Genomic DNA, 26353 nt, shown 5'->3' with positions numbered 1-26353 from the left:
GGGGCCGACCGATTCCAGCACCACGATGTGGGAACCCCCACAGCCGGAGCGAGGTTGCCAGGGGGAGAGCTGGAAGGTTGCGGTGTTCGGCTACGGCGTCGCGGAGCGGCGGGGCCGGTCTGCCTCGGGGGAGCCAGGAATCAGTCGACCTCGACCGGCAAGGTCAGCTGCATGAGGGTCAGATCCATCCAGCGGCCGAATTTGTGGCCCACCTCGGGTAGCACGCCGACGGTGCGGAAGCCGAAGCGTTCGTGCAGCACGATCGAACCGGTGTTGGAGGATTCGATGGCGGCGATCATGGCGTGCACGGCGCCCACGCGGCGCGCACGGTCGATCAACTCGGTGAGCAGGGCAGTGGCGATGCCGCGACGCTGGAAGCGTTCGTCGACGTACACGGAGTTCTCGACGGTGTAGCGGTATCCCGATTTGGCGCGCCAAGGCCCGTAGCTCGCGTAACCGGCCAGCTCCCCGCCGATCTCGGCGACCAGCACGGGCAGGCCCGCGCCGGTGCGGGCCTGGAACCAGCCGAGGCGTTCGTCCAAGCCGACGCGCTCGGTGTCCCAGATCGCGGTGGACGTGGCGATATTCGCGTTGTGGATGTCGAGGATCGCCGGAAGATCGGCGGTGGTGGCGTCGCGGATGACGGTGGCGGGCCTGGTGTCGAGTCGGTCGGTCATCGAACATCTCCGGGTCGTCCCACCGCGGCCGCGAGCGCGGCGCCGATGGTGGGATGGTGGAACTGGTAGCCCGCTTCCTCGAGAGCGGTGGGAATGGCCCTCGGGCCGTGCAGGATCGCCTCCTGCGCCATCTCGCCGACGAGTGCGTGCAGCGCGAATGCCGGGATGACGAGCGGAGTCGGGCGATGCAGCGCCCGGCCGAGCGCGCGGCTGAACTCGGCATTGGTGACCGGTGCGGGACCGACCACGTTGATCGGACCGGACACCGTGTCATGGGTGAGCGCGAAGACGATCGCGCCGATCTCGTCGGCCATCGAGATCCACGGCGTGTACTGGCGACCGTTGCCCAGCCGCCCGCCCAAGCCGACCGCGTACAGCGGGTGCAGCATGCCGAGCAGGCCACCGGCCCGGGACAGCACCACGGCGCTGCGCAACAGCACGGTGCGCGCCCCCGCCGCCGTGGCGGGTTCGGTCGCCTTCTCCCAGTCACGGCACAGCGCGGCCAGGAATCCGGAACCGGCGGGCGATGACTCGTCCACCACCCGATCGCCGGTCGCGCCGCCGTAGTAGTGCACGCCGCTGGCGTTGAGCAGCACGGGGACACCCGCGTCGGCCACCGCCCCGGCCAGCACGTCGGTGGGCGTGATCCGGCTGTCCCGCAGCTCTTGTTTGAAGCCGCCGTTCCAGCAGCGCCGTCCGACGCCCGCGCCGCACAGGTTGACCACGGCGTCGGCGCCGCGAAGCGCCCGCTCGTCCAGCTGGGCGCGGGCCGGGTTCCAGGCGAATTCGTCCGGACCCGCGGTTTTCCTGCGCACCAGCCTGGCGACCTCGTGCCCGTCGCGGCGCAGAGCCGCGACGAGCGCCGTCCCGATCAACCCGGACGAGCCGGCGATCACGACCTTCATACGTGCCGCGGGACCTTCCTCACAGGCCGAGATCGGCCTCGAACGCCGCTTCCTCGAGCCGGTGACGGATCGTGGTCAGGAAGCGCCCGGCGTCGGCGCCGTCGATCAGGCGGTGGTCGTAGGTGAGCGGCAGGTAGCACATCGAGCGGACGCCGATGGACTCGTTGCCGGTCTCGTCGGTCACGACGACCGGACGCTTGACGATCGCGCCCGTGCCCAGCATGGCCGCCTGCGGCGGAACCAGGATCGGGGTGTCGAACAGCGCGCCCTGGCTGCCGATGTTGGTGATCGTGAAGGTGCCGCCGGCCAGCTCGTCGGGCTTGAGTCCGCCGTTGCGGGCCCGGTTGGCGATGTCGGCGATGGCCCGCGCCAGCCCGGCCAGCGACAGGTCGCTGGCGTTGTGGATCACCGGGGACAGCAGGCCCTGCTCGGTGTCGACGGCGATGCCGAGGTGCACCGAGGCGTGGTAGGTGATCTCCTTGCTGGACTCGTCGTAGCTGGCGTTGACGTTCGGGTGCACGCCGAGCGCCTCGACCACGGCCTTGGCGAAGAAGGGCAGGAACGTCAGGTTGACGCCTTCGCGCTCCTTGAACGCCGCCTTGGCCTGATTGCGCAGCGCCGCGATCTTGGTGACGTCGGCCTCGTGCACCTGGGTCAACTGCGCGGTGGTCTGCAGCGACTCGCGGGTCTTGGTCGCGGTGATCTGGCGGATGCGGTTGGCCTTCTGCACCGTGCCGACCAGGTGGGCCAGCTGGGAACGGGCGGCGGCGGGCGCGGCGGGCGCCTGCGCGGCCGGAGCTGACGCGGCCGGAGCGGCGGCCGGAGCCGGGGCCTTCTTGGCCTCGGCGGCGGCGAGCACATCCTGCTTGCGAATGCGGCCCCCGACACCGGAACCGGTGATCGCGGCGAGGTCGACGTTGTGCTCGTCGGCCAGCTTGCGGACCAGCGGAGTGACGTACGGAGTTGCGCCGTTGGAGGATTCGGCGGCCGCCGCGGCGGCGGGCGCGGGAGCCGGTTCGGGCTTGGGAGCCGGAGCCGGAGCCGGAGTGGAAGCCGGGGCGGGTGCGGGAGCCGGAGCGGCGGCGACCGGGGCCGGTTCGGGCTTCGGGGCCGGTTCGGGCTTCGGAGCAGGTGCCGGGGCGGGCGCGGGAGCCGGGGCGGCGGCCGCCGGTGCTCCGCTGCCGATGACGCCGAGCTGCCCACCGACGGGCACGATGTCGTCTTCCTGGGCGGAGATCTCCAGCAGGGTGCCCGCGACGGGCGAGGGGATCTCGGTGTCGACCTTGTCGGTGGAGACCTCGAGCAACGGCTCGTCGACGGCGACTTCGTCACCGACCGACTTCAGCCAGCGGGTGACGGTGCCCTCGGTGACCGACTCGCCGAGTTCCGGCATCTTCACCGGCGTGCCGTCGCCGGACGACGCGGGCGCGGCCTGGGCGGCGGGCGCGGGCTGCTCGGCGGGCTGGGGCTCGGCGGCGGGCGCTTCCTCCGAAGGGACGGGGGTCTCCTGCGCGGGCGCCGCGGCTTCGGGAGCGGGCGCGGGCGCGGAAGAAGCCGCCTCACCGGGCTCGCTGATCACGCCGAGCTCGCCGCCGACCTCGACCACGTCGTCTTCGTTCGCGACGATCTTCGACAGCACACCCGCCGCGGGGGACGGGATTTCGGTGTCGACCTTGTCGGTGGAGACTTCGAGCAGCGGCTCGTCGACCTCGACCGTGTCTCCTTCCTGCTTCAGCCACCTGGTCACCGTTCCCTCGGTGACGCTCTCACCAAGAGCGGGCATCTGGACGGAGAAGGCCATGTCCGTTGACTCCTCTGACTGCTCGACGGGGTTCTACAACAGTTGATCTCGCTGCGGACGCCCGCCGCGGGTCGCGACGGGAGTCCGGAAGCCACCGATCATTGTGCGTGGCACCGGAGATCCGTGTGGTTCTTGTACCGCGGTCCATCCTTGCACTCGCGCGCAAGCCATGTAGCACAGGGCGGCGTACTGCGCGGAGCTGGCAGTATGGGAAGACCGGCGGTGAACATTCTCCGGTGCAGGAAAAGGAGGTCGGCGTCGTTGGGTTTGCTGGATCGTTTCCGCGGCGGCGCCGCCCGGGGTGGCGGCACTTCACGTGGGGGTTCGGTGTCCGGGCCGGACGCTCGTCATCTGGCCGACTGGGTGCGCACGCATGTGGGCGTCGAGGGCTACGTCGAACCGAAGACCACGGTGACAGATGTCACAGTTGTCCTTATTGCCGCGGATGGTGAATGGACGCGCCGGATCGTCGGCGAGCGCGGGGCGCAACGGCTTGCCAAGGATTTGCACATCCCCGTCTACGACGTCCGCAAGACCGGATATCCGCAACGCATGCGGGACTACGACGCGCGTAAGAGGATGGAGCGGCAGCGCGAGATGGAGCGGGACCTGTACGACCTCTGAGCCGCCGGATTGTCCGTTGCGCCCGATTCCTGCCGGACCCGTGGGGGGTGCCGCGGAGCCGTCTCGCTTGTCGTCAGTGACGCGAGCCGGACCCGCCGGAATGTCGGTCGGGGAGGCCCGGAATGTCGGTCGGGGAGGCATGGAACACGTGACGCGGCGAACCGGGTGCCCTGCGCGCGTCGTCCGGGAGCCGCTCCGGACGACGCGCGTCGCGCTCACTCCCCGGCGATGTCCTGGAGCACGGCGATCAGCGTGCGGACCGGCACGCCGGTGCCGCCCTTGCCGATGTAGCCGAACGGGCCGCCGGTGTTGTAGGCCGGGCCTGCCACGTCGAGGTGGGCCCACTGCACGTTCTCCGGGACGAACTCCTTGAGGAACAGCCCGGCCGAGAGCATGCCGCCCCAGCGGTGCGGCGCGACATTGGCCAGGTCGGCGATCTTGGAGTTCAGGTCGCCGCGCAGTTCGGCGGGAAGCGGCATGGCCCAGCCGTTCTCCCCGACCTCGCGGGAGATGCGGGCCACCCTGTCGCGGAACTCGTCGGTGCCCATCACGCCGGGCGTGCGGGTGCCGAGCGCGACCATCTGCGCCCCGGTCAGGGTGGCCACGTCGATCAGGTATTCGGGGTCGTCCTCGCTCGCGCGCACGATCGCGTCGGCGAGGATCAACCGGCCCTCGGCGTCGGTGTTGAGCACCTCGACGGTGGTGCCGCCGTATTGGGTGAGCACGTCGCCGGGGCGCTGCGCGGTGGCCGACGGCATGTTCTCCGCCATCGGCACCGTCGCGGTGACGGTGATCGGCAGGCTCAGCCGCGCGGCCAGCAGCGTCGTGGCGATCACGGCGGCGGCGCCCGCCATGTCGGAGGTCATGTTCTCCATGTTCTGCGCGGGCTTGATGGAGATTCCGCCGGTGTCGAAGGTGATGCCCTTGCCGACCAGCGCCACCTTCTTCGGGCCGCCCGCGTAGGTGATCCGGATCAGGCGCGGCGGGCGCGAGGAACCCTTGCCCACGCCGAGCACGCCGCCGTAACCGCCCGCTTCCAGCGCTTTCTCGTCGAGCACCTCCACGGTGAGGCCCGCGGCCTCGGCGAGTTCCTGAGCACGCGAGGCGAACTCGGCCGGGAACAGGTGGCTGGGCGGGGTGTTCACGAAATCCCGTGCGGTGGCGACGGCCTCGGCGGTGACCTGCGCGCGGAACAAGGCTTCTTCGCCGAATCCCGGCTCGGGCACGAGCAACTCGACGCGGGCCACGGGCCGCTCGTCCGGCTTGGGCGCCGACTTGTCCGAGCGGAACGGCGTGAACGAGTAGGCGCCCAGGTAGAAGCCCTCGGCGGCGGCGGCGATATCCAGCCCGGACAGCGTGGTCACCGCCAGTTCGGTGCCGGACAGCGAGCGGGCGGCCACACCGGCCGAACGGCGGATCTGCTCGGCGTCGAGCTTCTCGGCGGAGCCAAGGCCGACGGCCAGGACGCTGCTCACGCCGTCCAGCCCGACCGGCGCCGGGATGCGGGTCAGCTCCTCGGCTTTGCCCTTGGCGCCCACCGCGCCGAGCTGATCGAGCAGTTCCGCGCGCACGTCGGCGGTGAGCACGTCGCCGAACAGGTCCTCGGGCACGATGGCGGGACCGTCCTCCGAGGAGGTCAACCCGATGACGAGCACATCGGTATCCGCGCCGATGGTCTCGGTGCGTGCCAGTTCCGGTCCGAGCGAGCGATCTGCAACAGCGGTCATTGGCACAGGCTATTCGCTTCGTTCCGGATGGCGCACCGCGACGCCGTCGAGCAGGAGTTCCACCGCGGTCGCGAGCAGGTCGTCGAAGTCCATCTCGAAGGTGGAGTCGAGGTCGGTGAAGTAACGGTGCAGGACGGGGCGCAGCGCCGGGTCGAGCAGTTCGGCGAGTTCGCGCGGCGCGGCCGTCTCGGCGGCGTCGCGCGGATCGCCGAGGCGGTCGGCGCGCTCGGAACTCCACAACAGCGCGAGCCCTTGGACCAGGCCCGACAGGGCGAGGTAGGTCGCGAATCCGGTCTGCCGGGTCAGGCCGGGATGGTCGAGGGCGGCGAAGTTGCGCTCCAGGACGTCCAGCAGCGCCGGGCCCAGCGGCGGACGGACGCGCGCCAGCAGCGGCAGCATCCACGGATGCCTGCGGTAGAGGCGCCACTCCTCGTGCGCCTCGTGCCGTAGCCGGGGACGCCAGCCGGTGCACTCCGTCCCGGGTGGCGGGATCTCGTCGAGCGCCAGCTCCGCCATGCTCGCCAGGAGCGCCTCGCGGTCCGGGAAGTGGCGGTAGAGGGTGGCGGTCGCGACGCCCAGCGCGCCGGCCAGGCGGCGCATGGTGAGTCCGTCGAGTCCGTCGCGGTCGGCCAGCTCCATCGCCGCGCGTGCGATGCCGACGGTGGTGAGCCGCGCCGGACGGGTGGGGCGGCGCACCGGAATCGCCGCGCGGCGGGCGCGATAGGCGCGGGCCTGGCAGGACCGCGAGCAGTACTTGCGCCGTCGGCCCCGGCTCGGCTGGGCGAGTTCGTCGTGGCAGATCGCGCAGGTCATCCGGTTTCCGTTTCGACACACGAACAGGTGTGACGAAATGGTAGTGATACGGCTTCGACCTGCCTAGATTCATGCGTGAACACGGTGTTCGCAGGGAAAGGGGAGGCGGATGGAGATCACCGCTCGCCAGGCGCGCATCCAGGACCGTGACGCGCTGATCGAGGCGTTCGGCATCGCCAGCGCGGACGAGGTGGTGACCGCGTGGGTGCTCGAAGGACAGCCCGATACGGGTTTCCGTACCGCGTTCGTGCCCGGTCTGGTCGATCGAGCGTTGCGCGACGACGAGATCTGGGTCGCGGGCGCGGGCGAGGAGATCTGGTCGATGTCGATCTGGCAGCACGTCACCTCGGTCGAACGATTCGCCGACGAAGCCGCCGAGGCGCGGACCATGCTCGAGCAGGCTCCCGATCTGCGCGTGGCGCAGCGGCTGGTGATCGTCACCGACCTGCTCGCCCGCGAACACCCCCGGGAGTTCCCACATCGGTATCTGCAGGTGATCGTCACGGTGCCGGAGCATCGCGGAAAGGGAGCCGGAGCGGCGATTCTCGCCGATCGCTTGAAGGCGGCGTCCGAAGCGGACGTTCCGGCGTTCCTGGAAGCCAGCACCGAACGATCCGCTCGGCTCTACCGCCGCTGCGGATTCGCGCCGACCGGAACGACGCACACTTTGCCGCAGAACGGCCCGACGCTCATCCCGATGTGGTTCCGGCGTTAGCGCGTGCGAGCGTCGGACGCCCTGGTCCCGGATAAGCTCGGCTGGTGACCGAGACGAACCTGCTGCAAGGACCCATCCACGCCGTGCACGTCGAGCTGGGGGCGACCTTCGCGCCGTTCGGCGGCTGGGAGATGCCGGTGTCCTATGCGGGCACGGTGACCGAGCACCAGGCGGTTCGCACGACGGTGGGGCTGTTCGACGTCAGCCATCTCGGCAAGGCGACGGTGCGCGGCCAGGGCGCCGCGGCGTTCGTGAACTCGGCCCTGACCAACGATCTCGGCCGCATCCGGGCGGGCAAGGCGCAGTACACACTGTGCTGTGCCCCGGACGGCGGAGTGATCGACGACCTGATCGCCTACTACGTCGGCGACGAGGAGATCTTCCTGGTGCCGAACGCCGCCAACACCGCGGCGGTCGTCGCGGAACTGAGCAAGGTCGCGCCCGAGGGCGTCACGGTGACCGACGAGCATCGCGACTACGCCGTGTTCGCGGTGCAGGGCCCGCGCTCCGGCGAGGTGCTGAGCGCGCTCGGGCTGCCCACCGACCTCGAGTACATGGCCTACGCCGACGCCGAGTGGGACGGCCGTCCTGTCCGGGTCTGCCGCACCGGATACACCGGCGAGCACGGCTACGAATTGCTGCCGCGCTGGGCCGACGCCGAATCACTGTTCCGCGCCTTGGTCGAGCGGGTGCGCGCCGCCGAGGGCCAGGTGGCCGGGCTCGGGGCCCGCGACACCCTGCGTACCGAGATGGGCTATCCGCTGCACGGACACGAACTCTCGCTGGACATCTCCGCGGTGCAGGCGCGCTGCGGGTGGGCGGTCGGCTGGCAGAAGCCGGAGTTCTGGGGGAAGGCCGCTCTGGAACAGGAGAAGTCGGCCGGTCCGCGCCGAATCCTGCTGGGGCTGAAAGCACTCGACCGGGGTGTGCTCCGGCAAGGACAGACCGTGCTGCGTGATGGCGAGCCCGTCGGCGAAACCACTTCCGGCACGTTCTCGCCCACCCTCAAGGTCGGCATCGCGCTGGCATTGCTCGACACCGCGGCGGACATCCAACCCGGCGCCGAGGTCGAGGTCGACGTGCGCGGCCGCCGCGTGCGCTGTGAAATCGTGCGTCCGCCGTTCGTGCGGACCAGCACCAAGTGACCCGTCCTTCTTCCTGACGCACGGGCGATCGGCTGCGGGCGGCGCTGCGCGGAGGGGTGTGGACCATGGCGAAATGGCCGGAATCGGGCCGGATAGGATCGTCGCCATGACCGCTGCCGCACAGTTCACCCGTATTCCGCACCCCGCGCCGCTTCCGGCGCAGCGGCGACAAGAGGTACTGGCGGAGCCGGGGTTCGGGCGGTACTTCACCGATCACATGGTCTCGATCGATTACGCCGGCGGCACCTGGACGAACGCGCGGGTGGAGCCGTACGGGCCGCTGGCGCTGGACCCCGCGACCATGGTGTTCCATTACGGCCAGGCCATCTTCGAGGGACTCAAGGCCTACCGGCACGGTGACGGCAGCGTCTCCTGCTTCCGCATCGACGCCAACGCCGCGCGTTTCCGCCGGTCGTCTCGCCGGATGGCGATGGCCGAGCTGCCCGACGAGCTGTTCATCGAGTCGGTGCGCCAATTGCTCGAGGTGGACCGCGACTGGGTGCCCGCGGCGGGCGGCGAGGAATCGCTGTACCTGCGGCCGTTCATGTTCGCGACCGAGGCCGGACTCGGCGTGAAGCCCGCCGCGGCGTACAAGTACCTGCTGCTCGGTTCCCCGGCCGGAGCGTACTTCCCGCGTGGCGTCAAGCCGGTGCGGGTCTGGCTGTCCACCGAATACGTGCGCGCCGCGCCGGGCGGCACCGGCGAGGCGAAGGTCGCGGGCAACTACGCGGCTTCGCTGCTGGCGCAGGCCGAGGCGTCGGCCAAGGGCTGCGACCAAGTGGTGTGGCTGGACGCGTGTGAGCGCCGCTACGTCGAGGAGATGGGTACCAACAACCTGTTCTTCGTCTTCGGTTCCGGCTCCGACGCGCGGCTGGTGACCCCGGAACTGTCCGGCTCGCTGTTGCCTGGCATCACCCGCGACTCGCTGCTCACCCTCGCCGCCGATTCCGGCTTCCCGGTCGAGGAGCGCAAGATCTCGGTCGAGGAATGGCGCAAGGGCGCCGAATCCGGTGAGATCACCGAGGTTTTCGCGTGCGGCACCGCCGCGGTGATCACGCCGGTCGGCTGGGTTCGCTCCGGTGCGGGCGAATTCACCATCGGCGGTGGCGAGCCCGGCGCGGTCACCATGGCCCTGCGCGACACCCTCACCGGCATCCAGCGCGGCACCTTCGCCGACAAGCACGGGTGGATGCGGCGGATGTGACTCAGCCCGGCATCAGCATGTGCCACTGCTCCAGCGTCTGCGGACGCATGACGTAGTTTTTGTCCCGGACAGTGGACAGCGCGGCGCTGGGTTCCTGCGAGTACCAGTGGCCCGGATAGACGACCGGGTCGCCGGCGAGTCCGGCCAGGTAGCGCAGGCTGCGGAACATTTCGTCCGAATCGCCGCCGGGGAAATCGGTGCGGCCACAGCCGTCGACGAACAGGGTGTCGCCCGCGATGAGGCGGTTGTCGAACAGGAAGCACTGACTGCCGGGCGTGTGGCCGGGCGTGTGTAGTAACTCGATGTCGAAGGCTCCGACGGTGACCTTGTCGCCGTGCTCGTGGCCGGTGAGTTCGCTCTCGGCGATCCCGGTGACGTTGGCCACCCACGGCAGCTCTTTGGCGTTGACATGCACTGGGACGCTTGTCTTTTCGAGCAGCTCGCGCACCCCGCGCAGGGTGAAGCCGAGCATCGTGCCGCCCACGTGATCGGGGTGGTGGTGGGTGGCGAGCACCCCGCTCAGCCGCAGGCCGTCGCCCTCGGCGATGTCCACCAGATCACCCGCGGCGTAGGCCGGATCGATCACCACGCAGTCGCCCGTTTCCCGATCGCCGATCAGATACGCGAAGTTGCGCATCTGCGTCGCGATCGGATCGCCCACGGCGTAGTCGCGTCCCGACAACAGCTGGCGAAAGTACAGGCGCTCAGAAGACATACCGCCCACCTTATTGCCCGACCCAGACGATCCGCGCGCCACCGCCGGAAAAATTCCAGTGACCCAGACTCTCGCCCCCAAAGGCTCGCAGGGGACGGTCAGCCGGGCTGGATCGTGAGGGACAGCACGGCCGCGGTGAGGGCCACCGTGGTCTCGACCGCGGCGCCGAGGACGTCACCGGAGAGCCCGCCGAAACGGCGCGCGCAGTGCCGGACCAGCACCGTCGACGCGGCCAGTCCGAGCGTCACGGCCAGTGGGCCGAGCCACGGGCGGCCCGGGACGGCGAACACGGCGAGAGCCGCCGCGGTCACCGGCCACATGACCGCGGCGGCGGCCGATTGCGTGCCGGCCACCAGAACACCGAACCCGGTGCCCGGCGCGGCCTGGACGCCCCGGCAGGCGAGGATCACCGCGACGCGGCCGGTCACCACGGCGAGAGCGGCGGCGAACCACCGGCCCGAATCGGCCAGGGACGCGAACGAGAACGCCTGTATGCCGATGACGAACGTCAGCCCGGCGACGCCGAATGGTCCGGCCCCGCCGCTCTTCATGATCTGCCTGGCCCGCTCCGGCGGCCCATAGCTGCCGAGCCCGTCCAAGGTGTCGGCCAGGCCGTCGAGATGCATACCCCTGGTGATCAACGCCAGCGCGCCGACCACCAGCAGCCCGGCCAGCGCGGCGCTCGCCCCGGCCCCGGTCAGCGCCCAGAGCAGGCCCGCCGCCCCGGCCCCGAGCAGGGCGCCGACCAGCGGCGCCAGCAGGATCGCCCGCCCCGCCGCCGCGCGGTCCACGGCATCCGGCCCGCGGACCGGGAGCACCGTGAGCCAGGAAATCGCCAGCCGAACCCCGTTCACGCCGATCCTCCGCGGACGGGCGGCGCTTCCCTGGGGACCGGGTGCAGCGGGCGGACTGCCGACGCCTGCGGATCGCCGCTCGAAGCCCCGAACGGTCCGGCGGGAACGAGGTCACGGCAGCCGCGCCGAGTGGTGGGCAGGTGGCGGCCGCGCGGCAGGGCGGACCTCACTTGCGCAGGTTCGGCGGGGCGGTCGCCGGTTCGGCGTCGGAGGTGCTGACGCCCGCTTCGGCGAAGGTGGACATCTCCGCGAGAGCCGCCACCGCCGAGCGGAGGATCGGAAGCGCGGTCAAGGCGCCGGAGCCTTCGCCGAGGCGCATGGTCAGGTCGAGCAGAGGGTCCAGGCGCAGGTGCCGCAGCGCGAGGTCGTGTGCCGGTTCGGTGGAGCGGTGACCGGCCAGCCACCAGGCGCTCGCGCCCGCGGCGAGGTCCTCGGCGACCATCGCCGCGGCCGTGACGACGACGCCGTCCAGGACGACGGGGGTCCGACGGGTGGCGGCCTGGGCGAGGAACGCCGCAATCGCGGCGAAGTCGGCGCCCGCGGCCACGCGGAGGAGTTCGACCGGGTCCTTCACCACCGGGCGGGCACGGCGCATCGCGTCGCGGATCGCGGCGACCTTGCGGATCCATCCGGCGTCGTCGACGCCGGTGCCGCGCCCGACCGCCGCGACCGGCTCGGTATCGGTCAGGCTCGCGACGAGCACGGTGGCCGGAGTGGTGTTGCCGATGCCCATGTCACCAGCGATCAGCAGGTCGGCGCCCGCGTCGATCTCCTCGTCGGCGATGGCACGGCCTGCTTCGATCGCCGCTCGGACCTCTTCGGCGGTGAGCGCGTCCTCGCGGTCGATCGCCCCGCTGGAGCGGCGCACCTTGTGCTCGGACACCTGCGGATCGGTGTCGGCGTCGACGGAGATGTCCGCCACCCGAACCGTCGCGCCCGCCACCGCCGCCAGCGCGTTCACCGCGGCGCCGCCACCCAGGAAGTTCGCGACCATCTGCGCGGTGACCTCACTCGGATACGCCGACACCCCGTGCCGCGCGACGCCGTGATCCCCGGCGAAGACCACGACCCTGGCGCGCTCGAACTGCTTCGGCGGGCACGTGCCCTGGCAGGCCGCCACCCAGTTGCCGAGTTGCTCCAATCGGCCCAGTGCACCGGCGGGTTTGGTCAGCTGCGCCTGCCGTTGCTCGGCCGCCGCACGAAACTGTGTGTCCGGAGGCGCTACCGGTCCGAATCCGTGCGTCACTATCGAGCCTTTCGGTCATGGCGGGTCAGCCGACTACGCCGCCCAATCTTGCCATTGCCACTTCGCGCCGTGGGTCCGTGACCTGATCTCCGGCGGTGGGCGGTGCGACCGATCCGCGCGGTTCACCGCCGGTCGTCGCTCGTAGTCGCGCGGGCTACTTGAGACGGAGGGGGAGGCCCGCCACGACTAAGAATGCCTCGTCGCAGACCTGGGCCAAGCGCTGGTTGAGGGTGCCGATCTCGTCGCGGAAGAGGCGGCCCGAACGCGTGGCCGGGATGACGCCCATGCCTACCTCCGGGCTGACGATCACGAGATCACCGGTGTAGGCGGCGACGGCCGCGACCAGTGCGTCGGTGTCGGGGGAGACCGTGCCGCGCGGAGCCTCCCAAGCCTCGCGCGCGTCGATGCGTGCGGTCAGCCAGGTGCCGATGTCGTCGATCAGGGTCACGTCGGGCGGCGTGGGCATGAACGCGGTGAGAATCGCTGTCGGGTCGGCGCTTTCGATGGTCGACCAGCCCGCCGGGCGTCGGCCGCGATGTTTGGCGATCCGCTCGGCGAAATCGTGGTCGGCGGGATCGGGTACCGCGGTGGCGAGATAGCGCACCGGGCCGCCGGCCCGGAGCGCGAGGTCCTCCGCGAACGCCGACTTCCCGGACCGCGCGCCACCCAGAACGAGGATGCTGCGCGGCGCCGCGGGCGAGGGACTTTCCGACACGAGTGCACGGTATCAATCGAACGGCGGATTGCCGCGTGACTCCCGATGCACGCCTGATGCGTGCCGCGCTCCGGCGAACTTCGGAATGCGGCCTGCGGCGAGACGTGCCGAGCGGGCGCGGCGGTAGGCCGGACAAATGGTGGCGGCGGGTCCGGTCCCAGGCGGGATCGTCGGGCGGCTACGAGTGGCCTGGCTATGGGGTCGTCGAGGCACCGCGTATCGGACGCGAGTCGTGTTCTTCGATGTCGCAGGCCAGCCAGCCGGTGATGTTCGCCAGGTCGGAGTGCCGCGGTCCGGCAGATTCCGCCGCCTTCGCGAGGTCCTGTCGCCGTTCCGCGATCAGGCGGGTGTGTCCGAGCTGCGTCCGAAGCGGCGGCGGTACTCGGTGGGGGCGATGCCGACGAGGCGCTGGAAGTGGTGGCGCAGGAGGGCGCCGGAGCCGAAGCCGGAGCGATCGGCGATGTGCTCCAGTCCGAGGTCGGTTTCCTCGAGCAGTTGCTTGGCCAGCAGGACGCGCTGGTTGGTGAGCCATTTCACGGGGGTGGTTCCGGTCTCGGCGGCGAATCGGCGCGCGAAGGTGCGGGTGGACATGTTGGCGCGGGCGGCCAGGTCTTCCACCGTGTGCGGCAGGTCGAGGTGCTCGTTCATCCACTCCAAGGTGGGGATGAGGCTGTCGGAGGTGCAGGCCGCGACGGGGCGTTCGATGAACTGGCGCTGCCCGCCGTCGCGCTGCGGGGGGACCACCATCCGCCGCGCGATCGCGTTGGCCACGCCGCTGCCGAGCTCGCGCCGCACCAGGTGCAGGCAGGCATCGATACCCGCGGCGGTGCCAGCGCTGGTGATCAGGTCACCTTCATCGACGAACAGCACGTCCGGATCGACGGTGGCCCCGGGGTACTCGGCCGCGAGTTTCTCCACGTAGCGCCAGTGCGTGGTGCATTTGCGGCCGTCGAGCAGCCCGGCCGCCCCGGCCAGGAACGCTCCGGAACACACGGTGAGCACGGTCGCCCCGGCGGCCGCAGCGTCACGGATGGCCGCGACGACCCGCGGATCGAATCCATGGTCGGCCGCGGCGGCGGGGATGGCCACCAGATCGGCCGCCGCCAGTTCCTCCAGCCCGTACTCCGGTGTGACGGTGATGCCGGGGCTGGTCGAGTGCAGCGGGACACCCGGCTCGGCCCCGCACACCCGGAAATCGAAGGCGGGCAGTCCGTCGGCCGTGCGGTCGAGGCCGAAAACCTCACAGATGACCCCGAATTCGAACATGGCCATGCGTTCGGACAGCACCACGGCGACCTTCGACAGCATGCGACCAGTCTAGTGGCCGTATTTTTGCGAACAATGTCAGTACCGCCACTTTCGGCGGTAAATCACTGACCGCAAAATTACTGCCATGGTTACTTTTCTCATCACCCTGGCGGTCATCGTGGCTTTCGCCACGCTCATCGCCCGCGGTACCGACCGCGCGGGCTCCTCAGATGTGATCGACCGCGACGCGCAGCGGCTGCACTCCGAGCTGGCGGCGATGCTCGGCCGCAACACCCATCACCGCTGACCAACCGGGGAAGTTCGGCCCAGCGCACGCCGCGTCCGGACACCACGTCGATTTCGAGCATCCGGCACGGCTCATCGGGCCGAGGGCGAAGACCGCACACCTGAGCTCTCGAGCTCACACGGGGGCCGCGAACACCCAGCGCCGCAGGCGCTGGAAGAACTACACAGCGTCGCCGGGGGTTACTCGCGGCTTCGGGGCGCGCATCTTGCGGATCTGCGAGGCGCGGACGAAGGCGTACCAGCCGAGGCGGTAGCCGCCGTCGGTGGTCTCCGGGAAACGCTCCCTGACCCGGTTGTTCACCACGCGGCCGAGCAGGACGCCCTCGATGCCCATGAACAGCATCATCACCAGCATGGCCAGGGTGACGACGGTCTGCAGCGCGGGCGCGAGGAACATCGAGAAGATCAGCACCAGCGCCATCGGCATGAACAGGCCGACCAGGTTGCGCCGGGCGTCGACGATGTCGCGGACGAAGGCCCGGACCGGGCCCTGGTCGCGGGGCGGCAGGTATTTGTCCTCGCCCGCGAGCATGCGCTCCCGTCGATCCGCGGCGGCCTCGCGCCGCTTCGCGGACGCCGCCTTGCGCTCCGCTCTGGTGCCCCGCGCGGCCTTGCGCCGGGCGCGGGCCTCCTTCGCGGTGAGCGGAGCGGGTGCTATCGGGCCGCGGCGCTTGCCTTGCGCGTCACGGCGTTTCGGGGTGGGACGGCCCTTGCCCGCGGTGGCCGTGGCCGCCGCGCGGGTGGTGCTTGCGACCGGGTCACCGTTGGTGACCACCGTCGATGCGGCGGTCGCGTCGGTGGTGCTGGACTCGCCGCGACGGAACAATTTCACACCGACCAGGCTATTCGATGGGTGGCGCGGCGAGAAATGCGGTCCGATTCGCCCGGAGTGTGCGGGCTCACGGAGGTTGCGTGTCACCGCGGACCGGCTGGTGGCAAGATGGAGGAATAGCAGCCCGCCGAGTGGTGTTTACCGACACGACCCGTGTGCTGTTCCACGGGTTCGACCACAGGTTCCTCGAGGAGAGTTCATGACTGTGCAGAACGAGACCGCCACCCACGGTGTGACTCTGACCGACGCCGCCGCCACGAAGGCGAAGGCCCTGCTCGACCAGGAGGGCCGCGACGACCTGGCGCTGCGGATCGCGGTGCAGCCGGGTGGTTGTGCCGGCCTGCGTTACCAGCTGTTCTTCGACGACCGCTCGCTCGACGGCGACCTGACCGTCGACTTCGGTGGCGTCACGCTGGCCGTCGACCGGATGAGCGCGCCGTACGTGCAGGGCGCCTCGATCGACTTCGTCGACACCATCGAGAAGCAGGGCTTCACCATCGACAACCCGAACGCCACCGGCTCCTGCGCCTGCGGCGACTCCTTCAACTGAGGTAGTAGCGTCCCGGCGCGGCCGCGGAGATCGGCCGCGTTCGATCGGAACAACTGATCTCGTAAGGACATGGGTAACTCGTCGGGAACGCCCAGGACCCGAGCGGCACTTGCGCAAGACCTGAACGCAAATCCGGTGCCGCTCAACTAGTACGGCCTGAAGACCCGGAGAGGCGGCATCAGCTACGGTGAGATCGGGACTCGCGTCCCGGTCTGCACCGCCTGCCGCCTACCGTTGAAGGGGCTCAGCCACGTGTCCATCGCCGTTTCCGCGTCCATTGCGACCGACCACCTCATGCGTTTTCCCGGACGGTTCGCCGACGTACTGCTGGCCGATCAGCTCGACCACGTGTCGCTGAGCTTCCTCGTCGACGATCTGCAGATCCGTCGTGGAGGCGTCGGCGGCAACATCGCCTATGCCATGGGCCTGCTCAATCGGACGCCCCTGCTGATCGGAGCCGTCGGCGCCGACTTCGGCGAATACCGCGCTTGGTTGGAGAAGCACGGGGTCGACTGCTCCACCGTGCTGGTGTCCGACCGCGCGCACACCGCGCGTTTCGTCTGCACCACCGACAACGACATGGCCCAGCTCGCGTCGTTCTACCCCGGCGCGATGAGCGAGGCCCGCGACATCTCCATCGCCGAACTCGCCGAAACGCGGGACCTCGACCTCGTCCTGATCGGCGCCAACGACCCGGAGGCGATGCTGCGGCACACCGCCGAGTGCCGCGAATTGGGGATCCCGTTCGCCGCCGATCCCTCGCAGCAGCTGGCCCGCTTGGACGGCGACCAGTCCGTACAGCTGATCGACGGCGCCGCATATCTTTTCACGAACAAGTACGAGTGGGGCCTGCTGCTGCAGAAGACCGGCCTGACCGAGGAAGAGGTCGCCCAGAAGGTCGGCGTCCGCGTCACCACTCTGGGCGCCGACGGCGTGCGGATCGTCGATCGCGACGGCACCGACGTGACCGTCGGCGTCGTGCCCGAGATCGAGAAGGTCGAGCCGACCGGCGTCGGTGACGCCTTCCGCGCCGGCTTCCTCACCGCGCACACCGCCGGGCTGAGCCTGGAGCGTTCCGCGCAGCTGGGCTCGCTGATCGCCGTGCTCGTGCTGGAGACCATGGGCACCCAGGAATGGACGCTGACCAAGGAGTCCGCGCTCGAGCGCCTCAGCCAGGCCTACGGTCCCGAAGCCGCGGCGGACATCAAGACGCTGCTGTAGACCGCGCGAACGAAAGGCGCGCACCCGGCCGGGTGCGCGCCTGTCCCGCGTTTCGGAGTCAGAGCGAGACCGGGTAGACCGGCTCCTGGATCTCCGGCTTGATCCGGTCCTCGACGAAGATGCCGTGCCACACCATGAACACCAGCAGTGTCCACAGCCTGCGGCTGTGATCGGCGGTCCCGGCCCGGTGCGCGACCAGCATCTCGCTGATCGCGGCTTTGTTCAGCAGGTGGTCGGTCTGCGACTCCGCGATCTGCTGCTGCGCCCAGTCGTAGAGTTCCGTGCCGCGCAGCCAGTGCCGCAGCGGGACCGGGAAGCCGAGTTTGGCGCGGTGCAGCACGTGCGGCGGCACGATGCCCTCCAGCGCCTGACGCAGCGCGTACTTCGTGGTCTCCTTGGTGATCTTCTGGTCGAACGGCAGTCCCTCGGCCGCCTTCAGCACCTCGGAGTCCAGGAACGGCACGCGCAGTTCCAGCGAGTTGGCCATGGTCATCTTGTCGGCCTTGACCAGGATGTCGCCGCGCAACCAGGTGAACAGGTCCAGGTGCTGCATCCGGGCCACCGGATCCCAGCCGCGCGACTGCGCGTAGAGGGGCGCGGTGACGTCCTGGTGGGTCCATTCCGGCCGGAACTCGCGCAGCACGGCGCGCAGCTGGGCGTCGCTGAAGCTGCGCGCGTTGCCGTAGTAGCGCTCCTCCAGCGTGAGCGAGCCGCGGTGCAACAGGCTCTTGCCCCTCGTGCCGTCCGGAATCCGGTCCGACAGCTTGCCCGCCAGCCTGCGCAGGCCGCGGGGCAGCTTCTCGAACGGCTTCAGCGACAGCGGCTCGCGGTAGATGGTGTATCCGCCGAACAGCTCGTCGGCACCCTCACCCGAGAGCACCACCTTGACGTGCTTGCGGGCCTCCTTGGCGACGAAGTACAGCGGGACCAGCGCCGGGTCGGCCACCGGGTCGTCGAGGTACCAGACGATCTCCGGGATCGCCGCGGCGAACTCGGCGGGGGAGACCACCTTCACCACGTGCCGCGCGCCGATCGCCTCGGCGCTCTCGGCGGCCACGTCCACCTCCGAGTAGCCCTCGCGCTCGAACCCGGTCGTGAACGTGATCAGCTTCGGGTTGTGCCGCATGGCCAGCGCCGCGACCGCGGTGGAGTCGATGCCGCCGGACAGGAACGAGCCGACCGTCACGTCGGCGCGCATGTGCTTGGCGACGGAGTCCTCGAGCGCCGCGGCGATCTCCCGGTAGCGGGACGCCGCCGAGCCGGGGGTGAACGGGCGCACCGGGAACTTCGGGGTGAAGTACCGGGTGACGACCGGCGCCGCGCCGGGCCGCACGGTGGCGTAGCTGCCCGATTCCAGCCTGCGGACGTCCTTGTGCAGCGTCTCCGGCTCGGGCACGTACTGCAGCACCGTGTAGTGCTCCAGCGCCCGCGGGTCCAGCGCGTCGCTCAGCCGCAGCGCGGGCAGCAGTTCCAGCAGACTCTTCTTCTCGCTGCCGAACGCGGTTCCGCCCGGCCCGGTGGCCAGGAACAGCGGTTTGATGCCGAACGGGTCGCGGGCCAGGAACAGCTCCTGGGTCTCGGTATCCCAGATCGCGAAGGCGAACATGCCGCGCAGCCGCCGCACCGCCTCCGGACCCCAGTAGTGGAACGCCGCGACGATGGCCTCGCTGTCGCCCTCGGTCTGGAAGATCTTGCCGTCCGGGAACTCGGCGGCGTGCGCCTCGGCGAGTTCCGCGCGCAGCTCCAGGTAGTTGTAGATCTCGCCGTTGAAGGTGAGCGCGTAGCGGTCGGGCCGCTCGGGCGGGCCCCAGCGCAGCGGCTGGTGCGAGTGCTCGATGTCGATGATCGACAGGCGGTTGAAGCCGAAGATCACATGGTCGTCGTGCCAGGTGCCGCGCTCGTCCGGGCCGCGGTGGCGCACGCAGTGCAAGGCCTCGTAGACCTGCTCCACCGTGCCAGGTGCCGCCTCGTCAGATGCCAGGTATCCGAGCAGTCCACACACGGCGTCGGCAACCTCATTTCTCACAGTCGGGATACGCGCGCACCGGATGGGGCGCAAGGGGACGAAATCTAGTGTCCGAGTATGCCGCACCTAGGGCGTCCGCGCCTCGCGCGCGTCACGTCAGGACGGAATCGCTGGTGACGATGATCCCGGCGGGCCCGGTGAGGTGTCGAAGCCGACCCGACGACAAAGGGGGGGTGCGTTTGGTCTACGCTGCGTAGTACTCAGGTCTCTCTCAGGCGACCCGCGCGCGAATGCGCCGGCCCGGGGAGTGCCCTGATACGAGCTTAGGACGTATCGTCGGGGCCGATCGCAGCCCGGACGATGCACTGTCGGAATGTGTGGCGACCAGGAAGGCGTGAGCGTGGCGCACAAGGCGAGCGAAGAGATCGGGGCACGACCCGCCCGGGGTCGGCAGGGCCGTATCCTTCGGCGGGCCGGGCTGGCGGTGTCCTTGGGGATCACCGCGCTGCTCGTCTCGGGCTGCTCGATCGACACTGTTTGGCTGCGGTTCGGCTGGCCGTCCGGCGTCACGCCGCAGGCCACCCGGATGCGGGAGTTGTGGACCTGGTCGGTCATCGCCGCGCTGGCGATGGGCGTGCTGGTCTGGGGTCTGACCTTCTGGACCATCGCGTTCCACCGCAAGAAGGCCGACTCTCCGGAGTTCCCGCGCCAGACCGGCTACAACGTGCCGCTGGAGCTGACCTACACGGCGATTCCGTTCGTCATCATCGCCGTGCTGTTCTACTTCACCGTGGTCGTGCAGAACTACGTGCACGAGAAGGTGGACAACCCCGACGTCACGGTCGACGTGACCGCCTTCCAGTGGAACTGGAAGTTCGGCTACCGCAACGTCGACTTCAAGGACGGCTACCGGTTCGACGGCATCGACACCTCGCGTGAGGCGCTGAACCAGGAGCAGCTCGAGGGGTACAAGGAACGGACCAAGGACGGCCACCCGCAGCCGGGCCCGGTGCACGGCAAGCCGGAGAACGACATCCTCTCCTACCTGCACTACGACAAGGTCGAGACGATCGGCTCGAGCAACGAGATCCCGGTCCTGGTGCTGCCGACCGGCAAGGTCATCGAGTTCCAGCTCGCCGCCGCCGACGTGATCCACGCCTTCTGGGTGCCGGAGTTCCTGTTCAAGCGCGACGTGATGCCCAACCCGAAGGAAAACCACTCCGACAACGTCTTCCAGATCTCCAAGATCGAGAAGGAAGGCGCGTTCGTCGGCCGCTGCGCCGAGATGTGCGGCACCTTCCACTCGATGATGAACTTCGAGGTCCGCGCGGTCACGCCGGAGAAGTTCACCAAGTACCTGGACGCGCGCCAGACGGGCAAGACCAACGCCGAGGCGCTCGAGTCCATCGGGGAGTCCCCGGTCGCCACGTCCACCGCGCCGTTCAACACCAGGCGCGACACCAAGAGCGCGGCCTCGGCCGAGAGCAAGTGAGGATTGATCTGATATGAAGATCGAAGCGCGGATTTTCGAACTGCTCACGGTGTTCTTCATCATCATCGCGTGCGTCTACGGCTTCTTCACCGGTCAGTCGCGTACGGGTGTCGAGTGGGCGGGCACCACGGCCATGGTGTTGACCGCGGGTCTGTCGCTGATCATCGGGACCTACTTCCGGTTCGTCGCCCGTCGTCTCGACCTGCGCCCGGAGGACTACGAAGACGCCGAGATCGTCGACGGTGCGGGCGACCTGGGCTTCTTCTCGCCCGGCAGCTTCTGGCCGATCACGCTGGCCGCCGCCGGTTCGGTGACCGCGCTCGGCCTGGCGTTCTTCCAATTCTGGCTGATCGGCATCGGCGTCGTGTGCATCCTGACCGCCGCCGCCGGGCTGGTGTTCGAGTACTACCTCGGTCCCGAGAAGCACTGAGCCGAAGACTCACCGAACGGCCCCACCGGATATCCGGTGGGGCCGTTTCGTATGTGCGATGGGATGCACGAAGCAGCTCCGGCGCCCGCACCTGATATGAAGGTGCGGGTGGGAGAGAAGTTGCTGGAGCCGACCTTGAAGGCTCTACCGCACGGGCCGCACGGCCTTGCTCGCGATCTGGTGACGGGGTCGCAACGTCAGCGTCTGCTGTTCGGCGTCACGGTCGTCGTGGCCGGCCGCGGCTACCTCGATGCGACTGTCGCGGATATCGCCACGACGGCCAAGGTTTCGCGCCGGACCTTCTACCAGCACTTTCCGGACAAGGAAGCCTGCTTCCTCGCGGCTGCCGAGACCGGCCGCGATCTGATGATCGATCATCTCCGGCAGGTGATGAAACAGATCCTGGCCGAACCCGTGGAGCCGCTCGAAGCGCTCCGCCGCGGCATCCGCGAGTATCTCACCCTGCTGCGTGACGAGCCGTCGTTCGCCCGCGCCTTCTATCTGGAGACCGCCGTGGCCGGGCCGCGCGCGATCGAGTCGTTCGAACGATGCCAGCACTGGTTCGCCGGTTTCATCCGTTCGTGGCGTGCGACGGCAGGCCCCGTCGAACCCTCCGTCCCCGATTACGCGTACCTCGCGGTGACCGACGCGACCAACGAGGCCATCCGCCGAGCCCTTCGCGCCGGAGCGGACTTGCTCGAGCTCGAGGAAGCCGTCATGTACATCCATCGCGCCTTGCTCGGGCCTGTGACGCCTGCCGCCTAGGACACCACTCTGTCGCCTGCCGCCGTCCGAAGCGGTGTTTCCGGTGATCGTCGCGCGATCGAAGGTCACCATGCCCCTTCCCCGGACGTCGACGCCGCCGCCGCGTCCGGCGAAACCGCCGGGGCGGTACCAGACTCCGGGGTCGACCACGCGACTTGCCATCGGTGGAGTTTCCGGGAATTCGGTCGTCGGTTACTGATTCGCCTCACGCGCTGTGGCGTCTGCGAGTACGTTCGGCACGCCGAGCAGTGGCGTGAACTCGACCACCTCATGCGTCGCGACGCCGTGGACGAGATACGGATCGGTGGCGAGGATCGCGTCGAGTTGATCGCGTGGCATGCCTGCGGCCAGGTAGACGCCGCCCACCAGCGGAACGCGGCGTCCCGCCAGCACGAGCCGCCGGTCGTCGACGAGTTGCTGCAGCCAGCGACCGTGAGCGGGACGAAGGGGGTCCACTTCGGCGAGCGGAACGGTGTAGGTGACGGTCACGACGAACATGAACGCAACGCTAGCGCTCGCCTCGATCGGTGGTCACGGCGATTTTCGGCGGCACGCGCACCAACGGTCCTCGACCGAGGGACGGTGCGGGCCGAACCGCTACTCGGCTTCGTACCGCAGCGAGTTCTCCGAACGGCAGATCTCCTCGATGCCGGAGACGATGTCGCGCAACTGTTCCGACGGGAGTGCGGCAGGGCGCAGGCGGCAGGTGAAGGTGATCAGGCCGTGGTCTTCGGCGGGCAGGCCGCGGGCGGCGGATTCGGCGCGCAGGTAGCGCGAGCGGACGCCGTAGGTCATCGCGGAGATGACGGTGAAGCAGCCGGTACGTTCCCGGTGGCCCGCGAACAGATCGTGGAGGCGGTAGAACACCGACGTATAGCTCGACAGGGGCGCGAAAATGCCCACGCGGTAGGCGGGACCACGCTCGGACGAGCTGAGCGCCGTATCGGCCAGATATTCGGCATCGCGGAGGGTTTGCACCTTCGGCGCGAACAGCACCGCGCCCGCGGCCGCGTTGCGCACAGGCATGCCCGCCTTGCCTGGCGCGGCGGAGGCGATGGCGCCCAGCGATTTCCGCGCGCGCGACCCGACCTCGCGCCGGGCGCGCAGTCCCCTGGTGGGCGCGGTGGGGTACAGGCTCGACCACTGCCCGAAGCGCACCGTGCCCAGCTGCACGTGGCCGGTGCCGACCGGGCGCGCCACCTTCAGCGGCGCAGTATCGACCCAGCGGCCGACCTGCAGTTCGGCGTTGCCGGGCCGCAGGATCTCCGCATAGGCGTGCTCGACGAAGGAGTCGAAGTCCAGGAACCGGTCGGCGTCGGTGGTCAGCCAGGTGCGTTCCTTGTCGATCTCGATCGCGTCCAGGGTGAGCGCGGTGATGATGCCCGCCCTGCCGCCCGCGCCCAGGATGCGCTGGAACCGCTCGGTGTGGTGGGTGCGCCCGCAAGTGCCGATGCGCCCGTCGGTGTCCACGTACTCCAGATCGACGATCTGGTCGATGAACAGGCCGTGTTTGTGCGAGGCCGCGCTGACGCCGCCGACCGAGGCGAAGCCGCCCGCGGTGATGTCACGGTGATCGCCGACGACGGGCAGGCCGAGGCCGTGCGCGCCGAGCCTGCGGTCGATATCGGAGAGTTTGGCGCCCGCCTGCACCCGGACGGTGCGCCGGCCCAGGTTGATGTCGAGCACCTGATTCATCCGGCGCAGCGACACCACGGTCGGCTGAGCGGGCAGCGCGAGGCCCTCGTCGATCAGCTCGCCGCCGCGCACCATCAGCCGTTCCGATCGCCCGCGTGAATCCCGCACCGTGCGAACGACATCGGCGGTATCGCGGGGGAGGTATTCCTCGGCGTTGGAGACAATTTGCGGCGTGCTCATGGCAGAAGAGCTAACCACAGCGCGGCCCGCGCCGCTTCCCCGAAGCCGGGTGTCACCGCGACGCCGGCGCAAGGCTCTTGCTGAACAGGACGGATCCGGCGGCGTCGCACAGATCTACGGTCAGTTCCCTTGACCTTCCGTCGATGCGCACCTCGCCGAAATGCTGGAAGGCGTCCAGTGGCGAGCTGTTCTGCACCGGCGGGGCGTGCACGTAGACCGCCTCCGGACCGAACGTGCCGTCGAGCTGGTTCGGGCCGAACGCGCCCGCGTTGAGCGGACCGGAGACGAACTCCCAGAACTCGTCGAAGTCGGTGAAGGCCGCCCGCTCGGGCGAATAACGGTGCGCCGCCGTGTAGTGCACGTCGGCGGTGAGCCAGACGACGTTGGACACCTTGTTCGCCTTGATCGACGACAGCACCTGGGCGATCTCGCGTTCCCGGCCCGACGGCGCGCCGGGATCGCCGTTGGCGGGTCCCTCGAAGGCGGTGGTGTTCTTCTGTTCGCCGTCCGGGACGACCAAGCCGAGCGGCAGGTCGTTGGCGACGATCTTCCAGGTGGCGGTGGACTCGCGCAGGCTGTCGACGAGCCACTTCGTCTGCGCCGGACCGAAGATGCGGCCGTCGGGGCCGTTGTTCGCGTTGTTGGCGTCCTTGTTCGCGCGCATGTCCAGTACGAAGACGTCGAGCAGCGGACCGTAGGAGATCTTGCGATACAGGCGACCGTCCACCGCTTCCCTCGGCTCCAGCGGCATCCACTCGTGGAAGGCCTGCCAGGAACGGGTTGCCAGGGTGTCCATGGCGCGTTCGGTGTAGCCCTTGGATTCGCCGACCAGTCCGCCGGGGTACCAGTTGTTCACCGTCTCGTGGTCGTCCCACTGGACCACTTGGGCGACCGAGCTGTTGAAGTGGCGGTAGTTCTCGTCGGTCAGGTTGTAGGCGTAGTTGCCGCGGAACTGGTCGAGCGTCTGCGCGACAGCGCTTTTCGCCTCGCTCACCACATTGCGCCAGATCCGCCCATCGGGCAGGGCGACCGATTCCCGCAGCGGTCCGTCGGCGTAGATCGAGTCGCCGGAGTGCAGGAACAGATGCGGGTCGCGGGCGGCCATGGCGGCGAAGATCTTCATGCCGCCCAGCTCCGGGTTGATGCCGTAGCCCTGGCCCGCGACGTCGCCGGACCACTGGAGCCGGATGTCCGACGCGGCGGTGGGCGCGGTGCGGAAGACGCCGGTGACCGGTTCGGAGGTGGTGCCGTCGTCGCCGCGCAGCGTCACCCGGTAGTGCACCTGCGTTCCGGCGGGCAGGCCGTTGACCCGCACCCGGCCGGTGCCGTCGGAGCCGGGTGTGAGCAGCGGTCCGGTGAAACGCTTGGGATCGGTGAACGATTCCGTGGCGGCCGTTTCCACGAGCAAGGTGGCGGGGCGATCGGCGCGGGCCCAGATCAGTGCGCCGTCCGCGCGCGGATCACCCACCGCGACACCGTGTGTGAGCACCGGCCGCCCGCGGACCAGCGCCGGGCCGTTGTCCGGCGAGCATGCCGCCAGTGCAGGGGCCGCCACCAGCCCGAGCGCGGAGGCGCGCAATACGGTGCGCCGGGATGGTCTCGAGTCCGAGCCGGTCATGAGGCAACCCTGACGCAACTACGTCAACGGCGCGTGAACGGGCCGGGTCCGTGTGGACAACAAGCAAGAGTCAGTGCGCCAGGCGCGCTATGCGGTGGTGCAGTTCGCCCGCCCAGTCCACGCCGCCCAGGTGCTGGTAATCCACCCACAGCGCGTCGAACACGTCGCGGCCCTCGGAGAGCCAACCGCCGCGCTTGTCCGCCTCCAGGACCACGCTCATACCGGTCTCGGTCGGAACGAAAGTCACCTCGAGCTGGTTCAGGCCGGGGTACCGCGGCGAGCCCGCGAACTCGATCTCCTGGTAGAACGGCAACGTCTGGGGCGTGTCCTGCACTCGGCCGGATTCCACGTCCGTGCTGCGCAAATGGAATCCCAAGCGTTCCACCGCTTCCAGCAGCACATGCTGTGCGGGCAGGGCGCCGACGCCGACGGGGTCGGTGTCGGCGGCGTCCACCGCGCCGTGGATCTCCACGATCGTGCGCAGCGAGACCACCGTGCCGGGCAGGTGTCGTCCGTTGTAGAACGTGATCGGTATTTCCATCGGCGCGCGGGCCGCGAACCGGAACTCCAGCGGCGCCCCCTCGGGCAGATGCGACGGTCCATGCACTCCGGTACGTCCGAACGCGACCTCGCGCACGCCCTCGTGATCCTCGTACTCCTGCTCGGCCCTGGTCACGAACTCGACCGCCACCTGGGTGATCTCCTGCGCGACCGCCCCGCCCCGCAAACGGATCACGCCCTCCACCGTGCCCCCGGGCTGCACACCCGGCGTGAACAACTCGGTCTCCACTTCGGCCCCACCGACCCCGGCCACTGCCAGCAACTTTTTGAACATGCTCCGCAGTCTCCCCGATCTTGCCGAAGAAAACCTTGGCGTGTTCTTACGTTGTGGGCAACGTCGTCGCCTGC

Annotated in this window: 26 protein-coding genes; 10 read left to right on the top strand and 16 right to left on the bottom strand. The window is 69.5% G+C overall.

Annotated features, from left to right (window positions below):
- Window positions 1-140: 140 nt before the first annotated feature.
- The 3 genes from ACWEH3_RS05560 to sucB are packed head-to-tail and all read right to left on the bottom strand — an operon-like array spanning window position 141 to window position 3383.
- A complete protein-coding gene (locus tag ACWEH3_RS05560) occupies window positions 141-677 on the bottom strand; it encodes an N-acetyltransferase family protein (RefSeq protein WP_450024756.1) in 537 nt (178 codons plus the stop codon).
- Window positions 674-1582 (bottom strand): TIGR01777 family oxidoreductase, encoded by a 909-nt coding sequence (locus tag ACWEH3_RS05555; protein ID WP_450024754.1) that lies wholly within the window; start codon window positions 1580-1582, stop codon window positions 674-676. Before ACWEH3_RS05555 ends, ACWEH3_RS05560 begins: the two co-directional genes overlap by 4 nt.
- Before the next feature lie 19 nt (window positions 1583-1601).
- Entirely contained in the window at window positions 1602-3383 is a 1782-nt protein-coding gene (gene sucB / locus ACWEH3_RS05550) for a 2-oxoglutarate dehydrogenase, E2 component, dihydrolipoamide succinyltransferase (RefSeq protein ID WP_450024752.1), read from the bottom strand.
- A 261-nt stretch (window positions 3384-3644) separates the two neighbouring features.
- On the opposite strand from sucB, the gene ACWEH3_RS05545 reads away from it, so the two are divergent.
- Complete coding sequence (locus ACWEH3_RS05545; RefSeq protein WP_450024750.1) at window positions 3645-4007, top strand: oxidoreductase; 363 nt, start codon at window positions 3645-3647, stop codon at window positions 4005-4007.
- Between the two features lie 215 nt (window positions 4008-4222).
- Here ACWEH3_RS05545 and ACWEH3_RS05540 read toward each other — a convergent pair whose 3' ends face one another.
- Both ACWEH3_RS05540 and ACWEH3_RS05535 read right to left on the bottom strand, forming a co-directional pair.
- Window positions 4223-5734 carry a leucyl aminopeptidase gene (locus tag ACWEH3_RS05540; protein ID WP_450024748.1) on the bottom strand — a complete coding sequence of 504 codons (1512 nt, stop codon included), beginning with the start codon at window positions 5732-5734 and terminating at the stop codon, window positions 4223-4225.
- A 9-nt stretch (window positions 5735-5743) separates the two neighbouring features.
- Window positions 5744-6547 carry a TetR/AcrR family transcriptional regulator gene (locus ACWEH3_RS05535; RefSeq protein ID WP_450024746.1) on the bottom strand — a complete coding sequence of 268 codons (804 nt, stop codon included), beginning with the start codon at window positions 6545-6547 and terminating at the stop codon, window positions 5744-5746.
- Between the two features lie 109 nt (window positions 6548-6656).
- Between ACWEH3_RS05535 and ACWEH3_RS05530 the strand changes: the two genes are divergently transcribed.
- The 3 genes from ACWEH3_RS05530 (at window position 6657) to ACWEH3_RS05520 (ending at window position 9611) form a co-directional block, all read left to right on the top strand.
- The gene (locus ACWEH3_RS05530) at window positions 6657-7262 is read left to right on the top strand and encodes a GNAT family N-acetyltransferase (RefSeq protein WP_450024744.1); all 606 of its coding nucleotides are present in this window, start codon (window positions 6657-6659) and stop codon (window positions 7260-7262) included.
- A gap of 44 nt (window positions 7263-7306) precedes the next feature.
- Window positions 7307-8407, top strand: coding sequence for a glycine cleavage system aminomethyltransferase GcvT (gene gcvT, locus ACWEH3_RS05525; protein WP_450024742.1), 1101 nt, complete (start codon window positions 7307-7309; stop codon window positions 8405-8407).
- Window positions 8408-8513: 106 nt separating this feature from the next.
- Window positions 8514-9611 carry a branched-chain amino acid aminotransferase gene (locus ACWEH3_RS05520; protein WP_450024740.1) on the top strand — a complete coding sequence of 366 codons (1098 nt, stop codon included), beginning with the start codon at window positions 8514-8516 and terminating at the stop codon, window positions 9609-9611.
- Window position 9612: 1 nt separating this feature from the next.
- Here ACWEH3_RS05520 and ACWEH3_RS05515 read toward each other — a convergent pair whose 3' ends face one another.
- The 5 genes from ACWEH3_RS05515 to ACWEH3_RS05495 form a co-directional block, all read right to left on the bottom strand.
- Complete coding sequence (locus ACWEH3_RS05515; RefSeq protein ID WP_450024738.1) at window positions 9613-10326, bottom strand: MBL fold metallo-hydrolase; 714 nt, start codon at window positions 10324-10326, stop codon at window positions 9613-9615.
- Window positions 10327-10424: 98 nt separating this feature from the next.
- Entirely contained in the window at window positions 10425-11180 is a 756-nt protein-coding gene (locus tag ACWEH3_RS05510; RefSeq protein WP_450024736.1) for an adenosylcobinamide-GDP ribazoletransferase, read from the bottom strand.
- A 166-nt stretch (window positions 11181-11346) separates the two neighbouring features.
- A complete protein-coding gene (gene cobT, locus ACWEH3_RS05505) occupies window positions 11347-12426 on the bottom strand; it encodes a nicotinate-nucleotide--dimethylbenzimidazole phosphoribosyltransferase (protein ID WP_450024734.1) in 1080 nt (359 codons plus the stop codon).
- A gap of 154 nt (window positions 12427-12580) precedes the next feature.
- Window positions 12581-13141 (bottom strand): bifunctional adenosylcobinamide kinase/adenosylcobinamide-phosphate guanylyltransferase, encoded by a 561-nt coding sequence (cobU, locus tag ACWEH3_RS05500; protein WP_356965143.1) that lies wholly within the window; start codon window positions 13139-13141, stop codon window positions 12581-12583.
- A 339-nt stretch (window positions 13142-13480) separates the two neighbouring features.
- The gene (locus ACWEH3_RS05495) at window positions 13481-14449 is read right to left on the bottom strand and encodes a helix-turn-helix domain-containing protein (RefSeq protein ID WP_450024732.1); all 969 of its coding nucleotides are present in this window, start codon (window positions 14447-14449) and stop codon (window positions 13481-13483) included.
- Window positions 14450-14534: 85 nt separating this feature from the next.
- Here ACWEH3_RS05495 and ACWEH3_RS05490 point away from each other — a divergent pair, with 85 nt between their 5' ends.
- The gene (locus tag ACWEH3_RS05490) at window positions 14535-14696 is read left to right on the top strand and encodes a hypothetical protein (protein ID WP_450024730.1); all 162 of its coding nucleotides are present in this window, start codon (window positions 14535-14537) and stop codon (window positions 14694-14696) included.
- Between the two features lie 159 nt (window positions 14697-14855).
- Here ACWEH3_RS05490 and ACWEH3_RS05485 read toward each other — a convergent pair whose 3' ends face one another.
- A complete protein-coding gene (locus ACWEH3_RS05485) occupies window positions 14856-15470 on the bottom strand; it encodes a DUF3043 domain-containing protein (protein ID WP_450024770.1) in 615 nt (204 codons plus the stop codon).
- Window positions 15471-15726: 256 nt separating this feature from the next.
- Between ACWEH3_RS05485 and ACWEH3_RS05480 the strand changes: the two genes are divergently transcribed.
- Window positions 15727-16077, top strand: a complete 351-nt coding sequence (locus ACWEH3_RS05480) for a HesB/IscA family protein (RefSeq protein ID WP_355072914.1) — start codon at window positions 15727-15729, stop codon at window positions 16075-16077.
- Between the two features lie 252 nt (window positions 16078-16329).
- A complete protein-coding gene (locus ACWEH3_RS05475; RefSeq protein ID WP_450024727.1) occupies window positions 16330-17298 on the top strand; it encodes a carbohydrate kinase family protein in 969 nt (322 codons plus the stop codon).
- Between the two features lie 58 nt (window positions 17299-17356).
- On the opposite strand, the gene asnB is transcribed toward ACWEH3_RS05475, so the two are convergent.
- A complete protein-coding gene (asnB, locus tag ACWEH3_RS05470) occupies window positions 17357-19300 on the bottom strand; it encodes an asparagine synthase (glutamine-hydrolyzing) (RefSeq protein ID WP_450025666.1) in 1944 nt (647 codons plus the stop codon).
- A 364-nt stretch (window positions 19301-19664) separates the two neighbouring features.
- Between asnB and ctaC the strand changes: the two genes are divergently transcribed.
- The 3 genes from ctaC (at window position 19665) to ACWEH3_RS05455 (ending at window position 21951) form a co-directional block, all read left to right on the top strand.
- Window positions 19665-20756: an aa3-type cytochrome oxidase subunit II gene (ctaC, locus tag ACWEH3_RS05465; protein ID WP_450025636.1), complete on the top strand. Its 1092-nt coding sequence runs from the start codon at window positions 19665-19667 to the stop codon at window positions 20754-20756.
- A 13-nt stretch (window positions 20757-20769) separates the two neighbouring features.
- Window positions 20770-21186, top strand: coding sequence for a cytochrome c oxidase subunit 4 (locus ACWEH3_RS05460; RefSeq protein ID WP_450025638.1), 417 nt, complete (start codon window positions 20770-20772; stop codon window positions 21184-21186).
- A gap of 108 nt (window positions 21187-21294) precedes the next feature.
- Complete coding sequence (locus ACWEH3_RS05455; protein ID WP_450025640.1) at window positions 21295-21951, top strand: TetR/AcrR family transcriptional regulator; 657 nt, start codon at window positions 21295-21297, stop codon at window positions 21949-21951.
- A gap of 192 nt (window positions 21952-22143) precedes the next feature.
- Here ACWEH3_RS05455 and ACWEH3_RS05450 read toward each other — a convergent pair whose 3' ends face one another.
- From ACWEH3_RS05450 to ACWEH3_RS05435, 4 genes are all read right to left on the bottom strand, one after another.
- The gene (locus ACWEH3_RS05450; RefSeq protein ID WP_450025642.1) at window positions 22144-22449 is read right to left on the bottom strand and encodes a YciI family protein; all 306 of its coding nucleotides are present in this window, start codon (window positions 22447-22449) and stop codon (window positions 22144-22146) included.
- Window positions 22450-22548: 99 nt separating this feature from the next.
- The gene (locus tag ACWEH3_RS05445) at window positions 22549-23826 is read right to left on the bottom strand and encodes an FAD-binding oxidoreductase (protein WP_450025644.1); all 1278 of its coding nucleotides are present in this window, start codon (window positions 23824-23826) and stop codon (window positions 22549-22551) included.
- Between the two features lie 52 nt (window positions 23827-23878).
- Complete coding sequence (locus ACWEH3_RS05440) at window positions 23879-25444, bottom strand: alkaline phosphatase D family protein (RefSeq protein ID WP_450025646.1); 1566 nt, start codon at window positions 25442-25444, stop codon at window positions 23879-23881.
- A gap of 70 nt (window positions 25445-25514) precedes the next feature.
- Window positions 25515-26279, bottom strand: a complete 765-nt coding sequence (locus ACWEH3_RS05435; RefSeq protein ID WP_450025648.1) for a sporulation protein — start codon at window positions 26277-26279, stop codon at window positions 25515-25517.
- Window positions 26280-26353: the final 74 nt, after the last annotated feature.

It is taken from the genome of Nocardia sp. NPDC004718, assembly GCF_053601535.1.
Note: the sequence above shows the minus strand (reverse complement) of the source record. Positions and strands in the feature narration are given on the sequence as shown.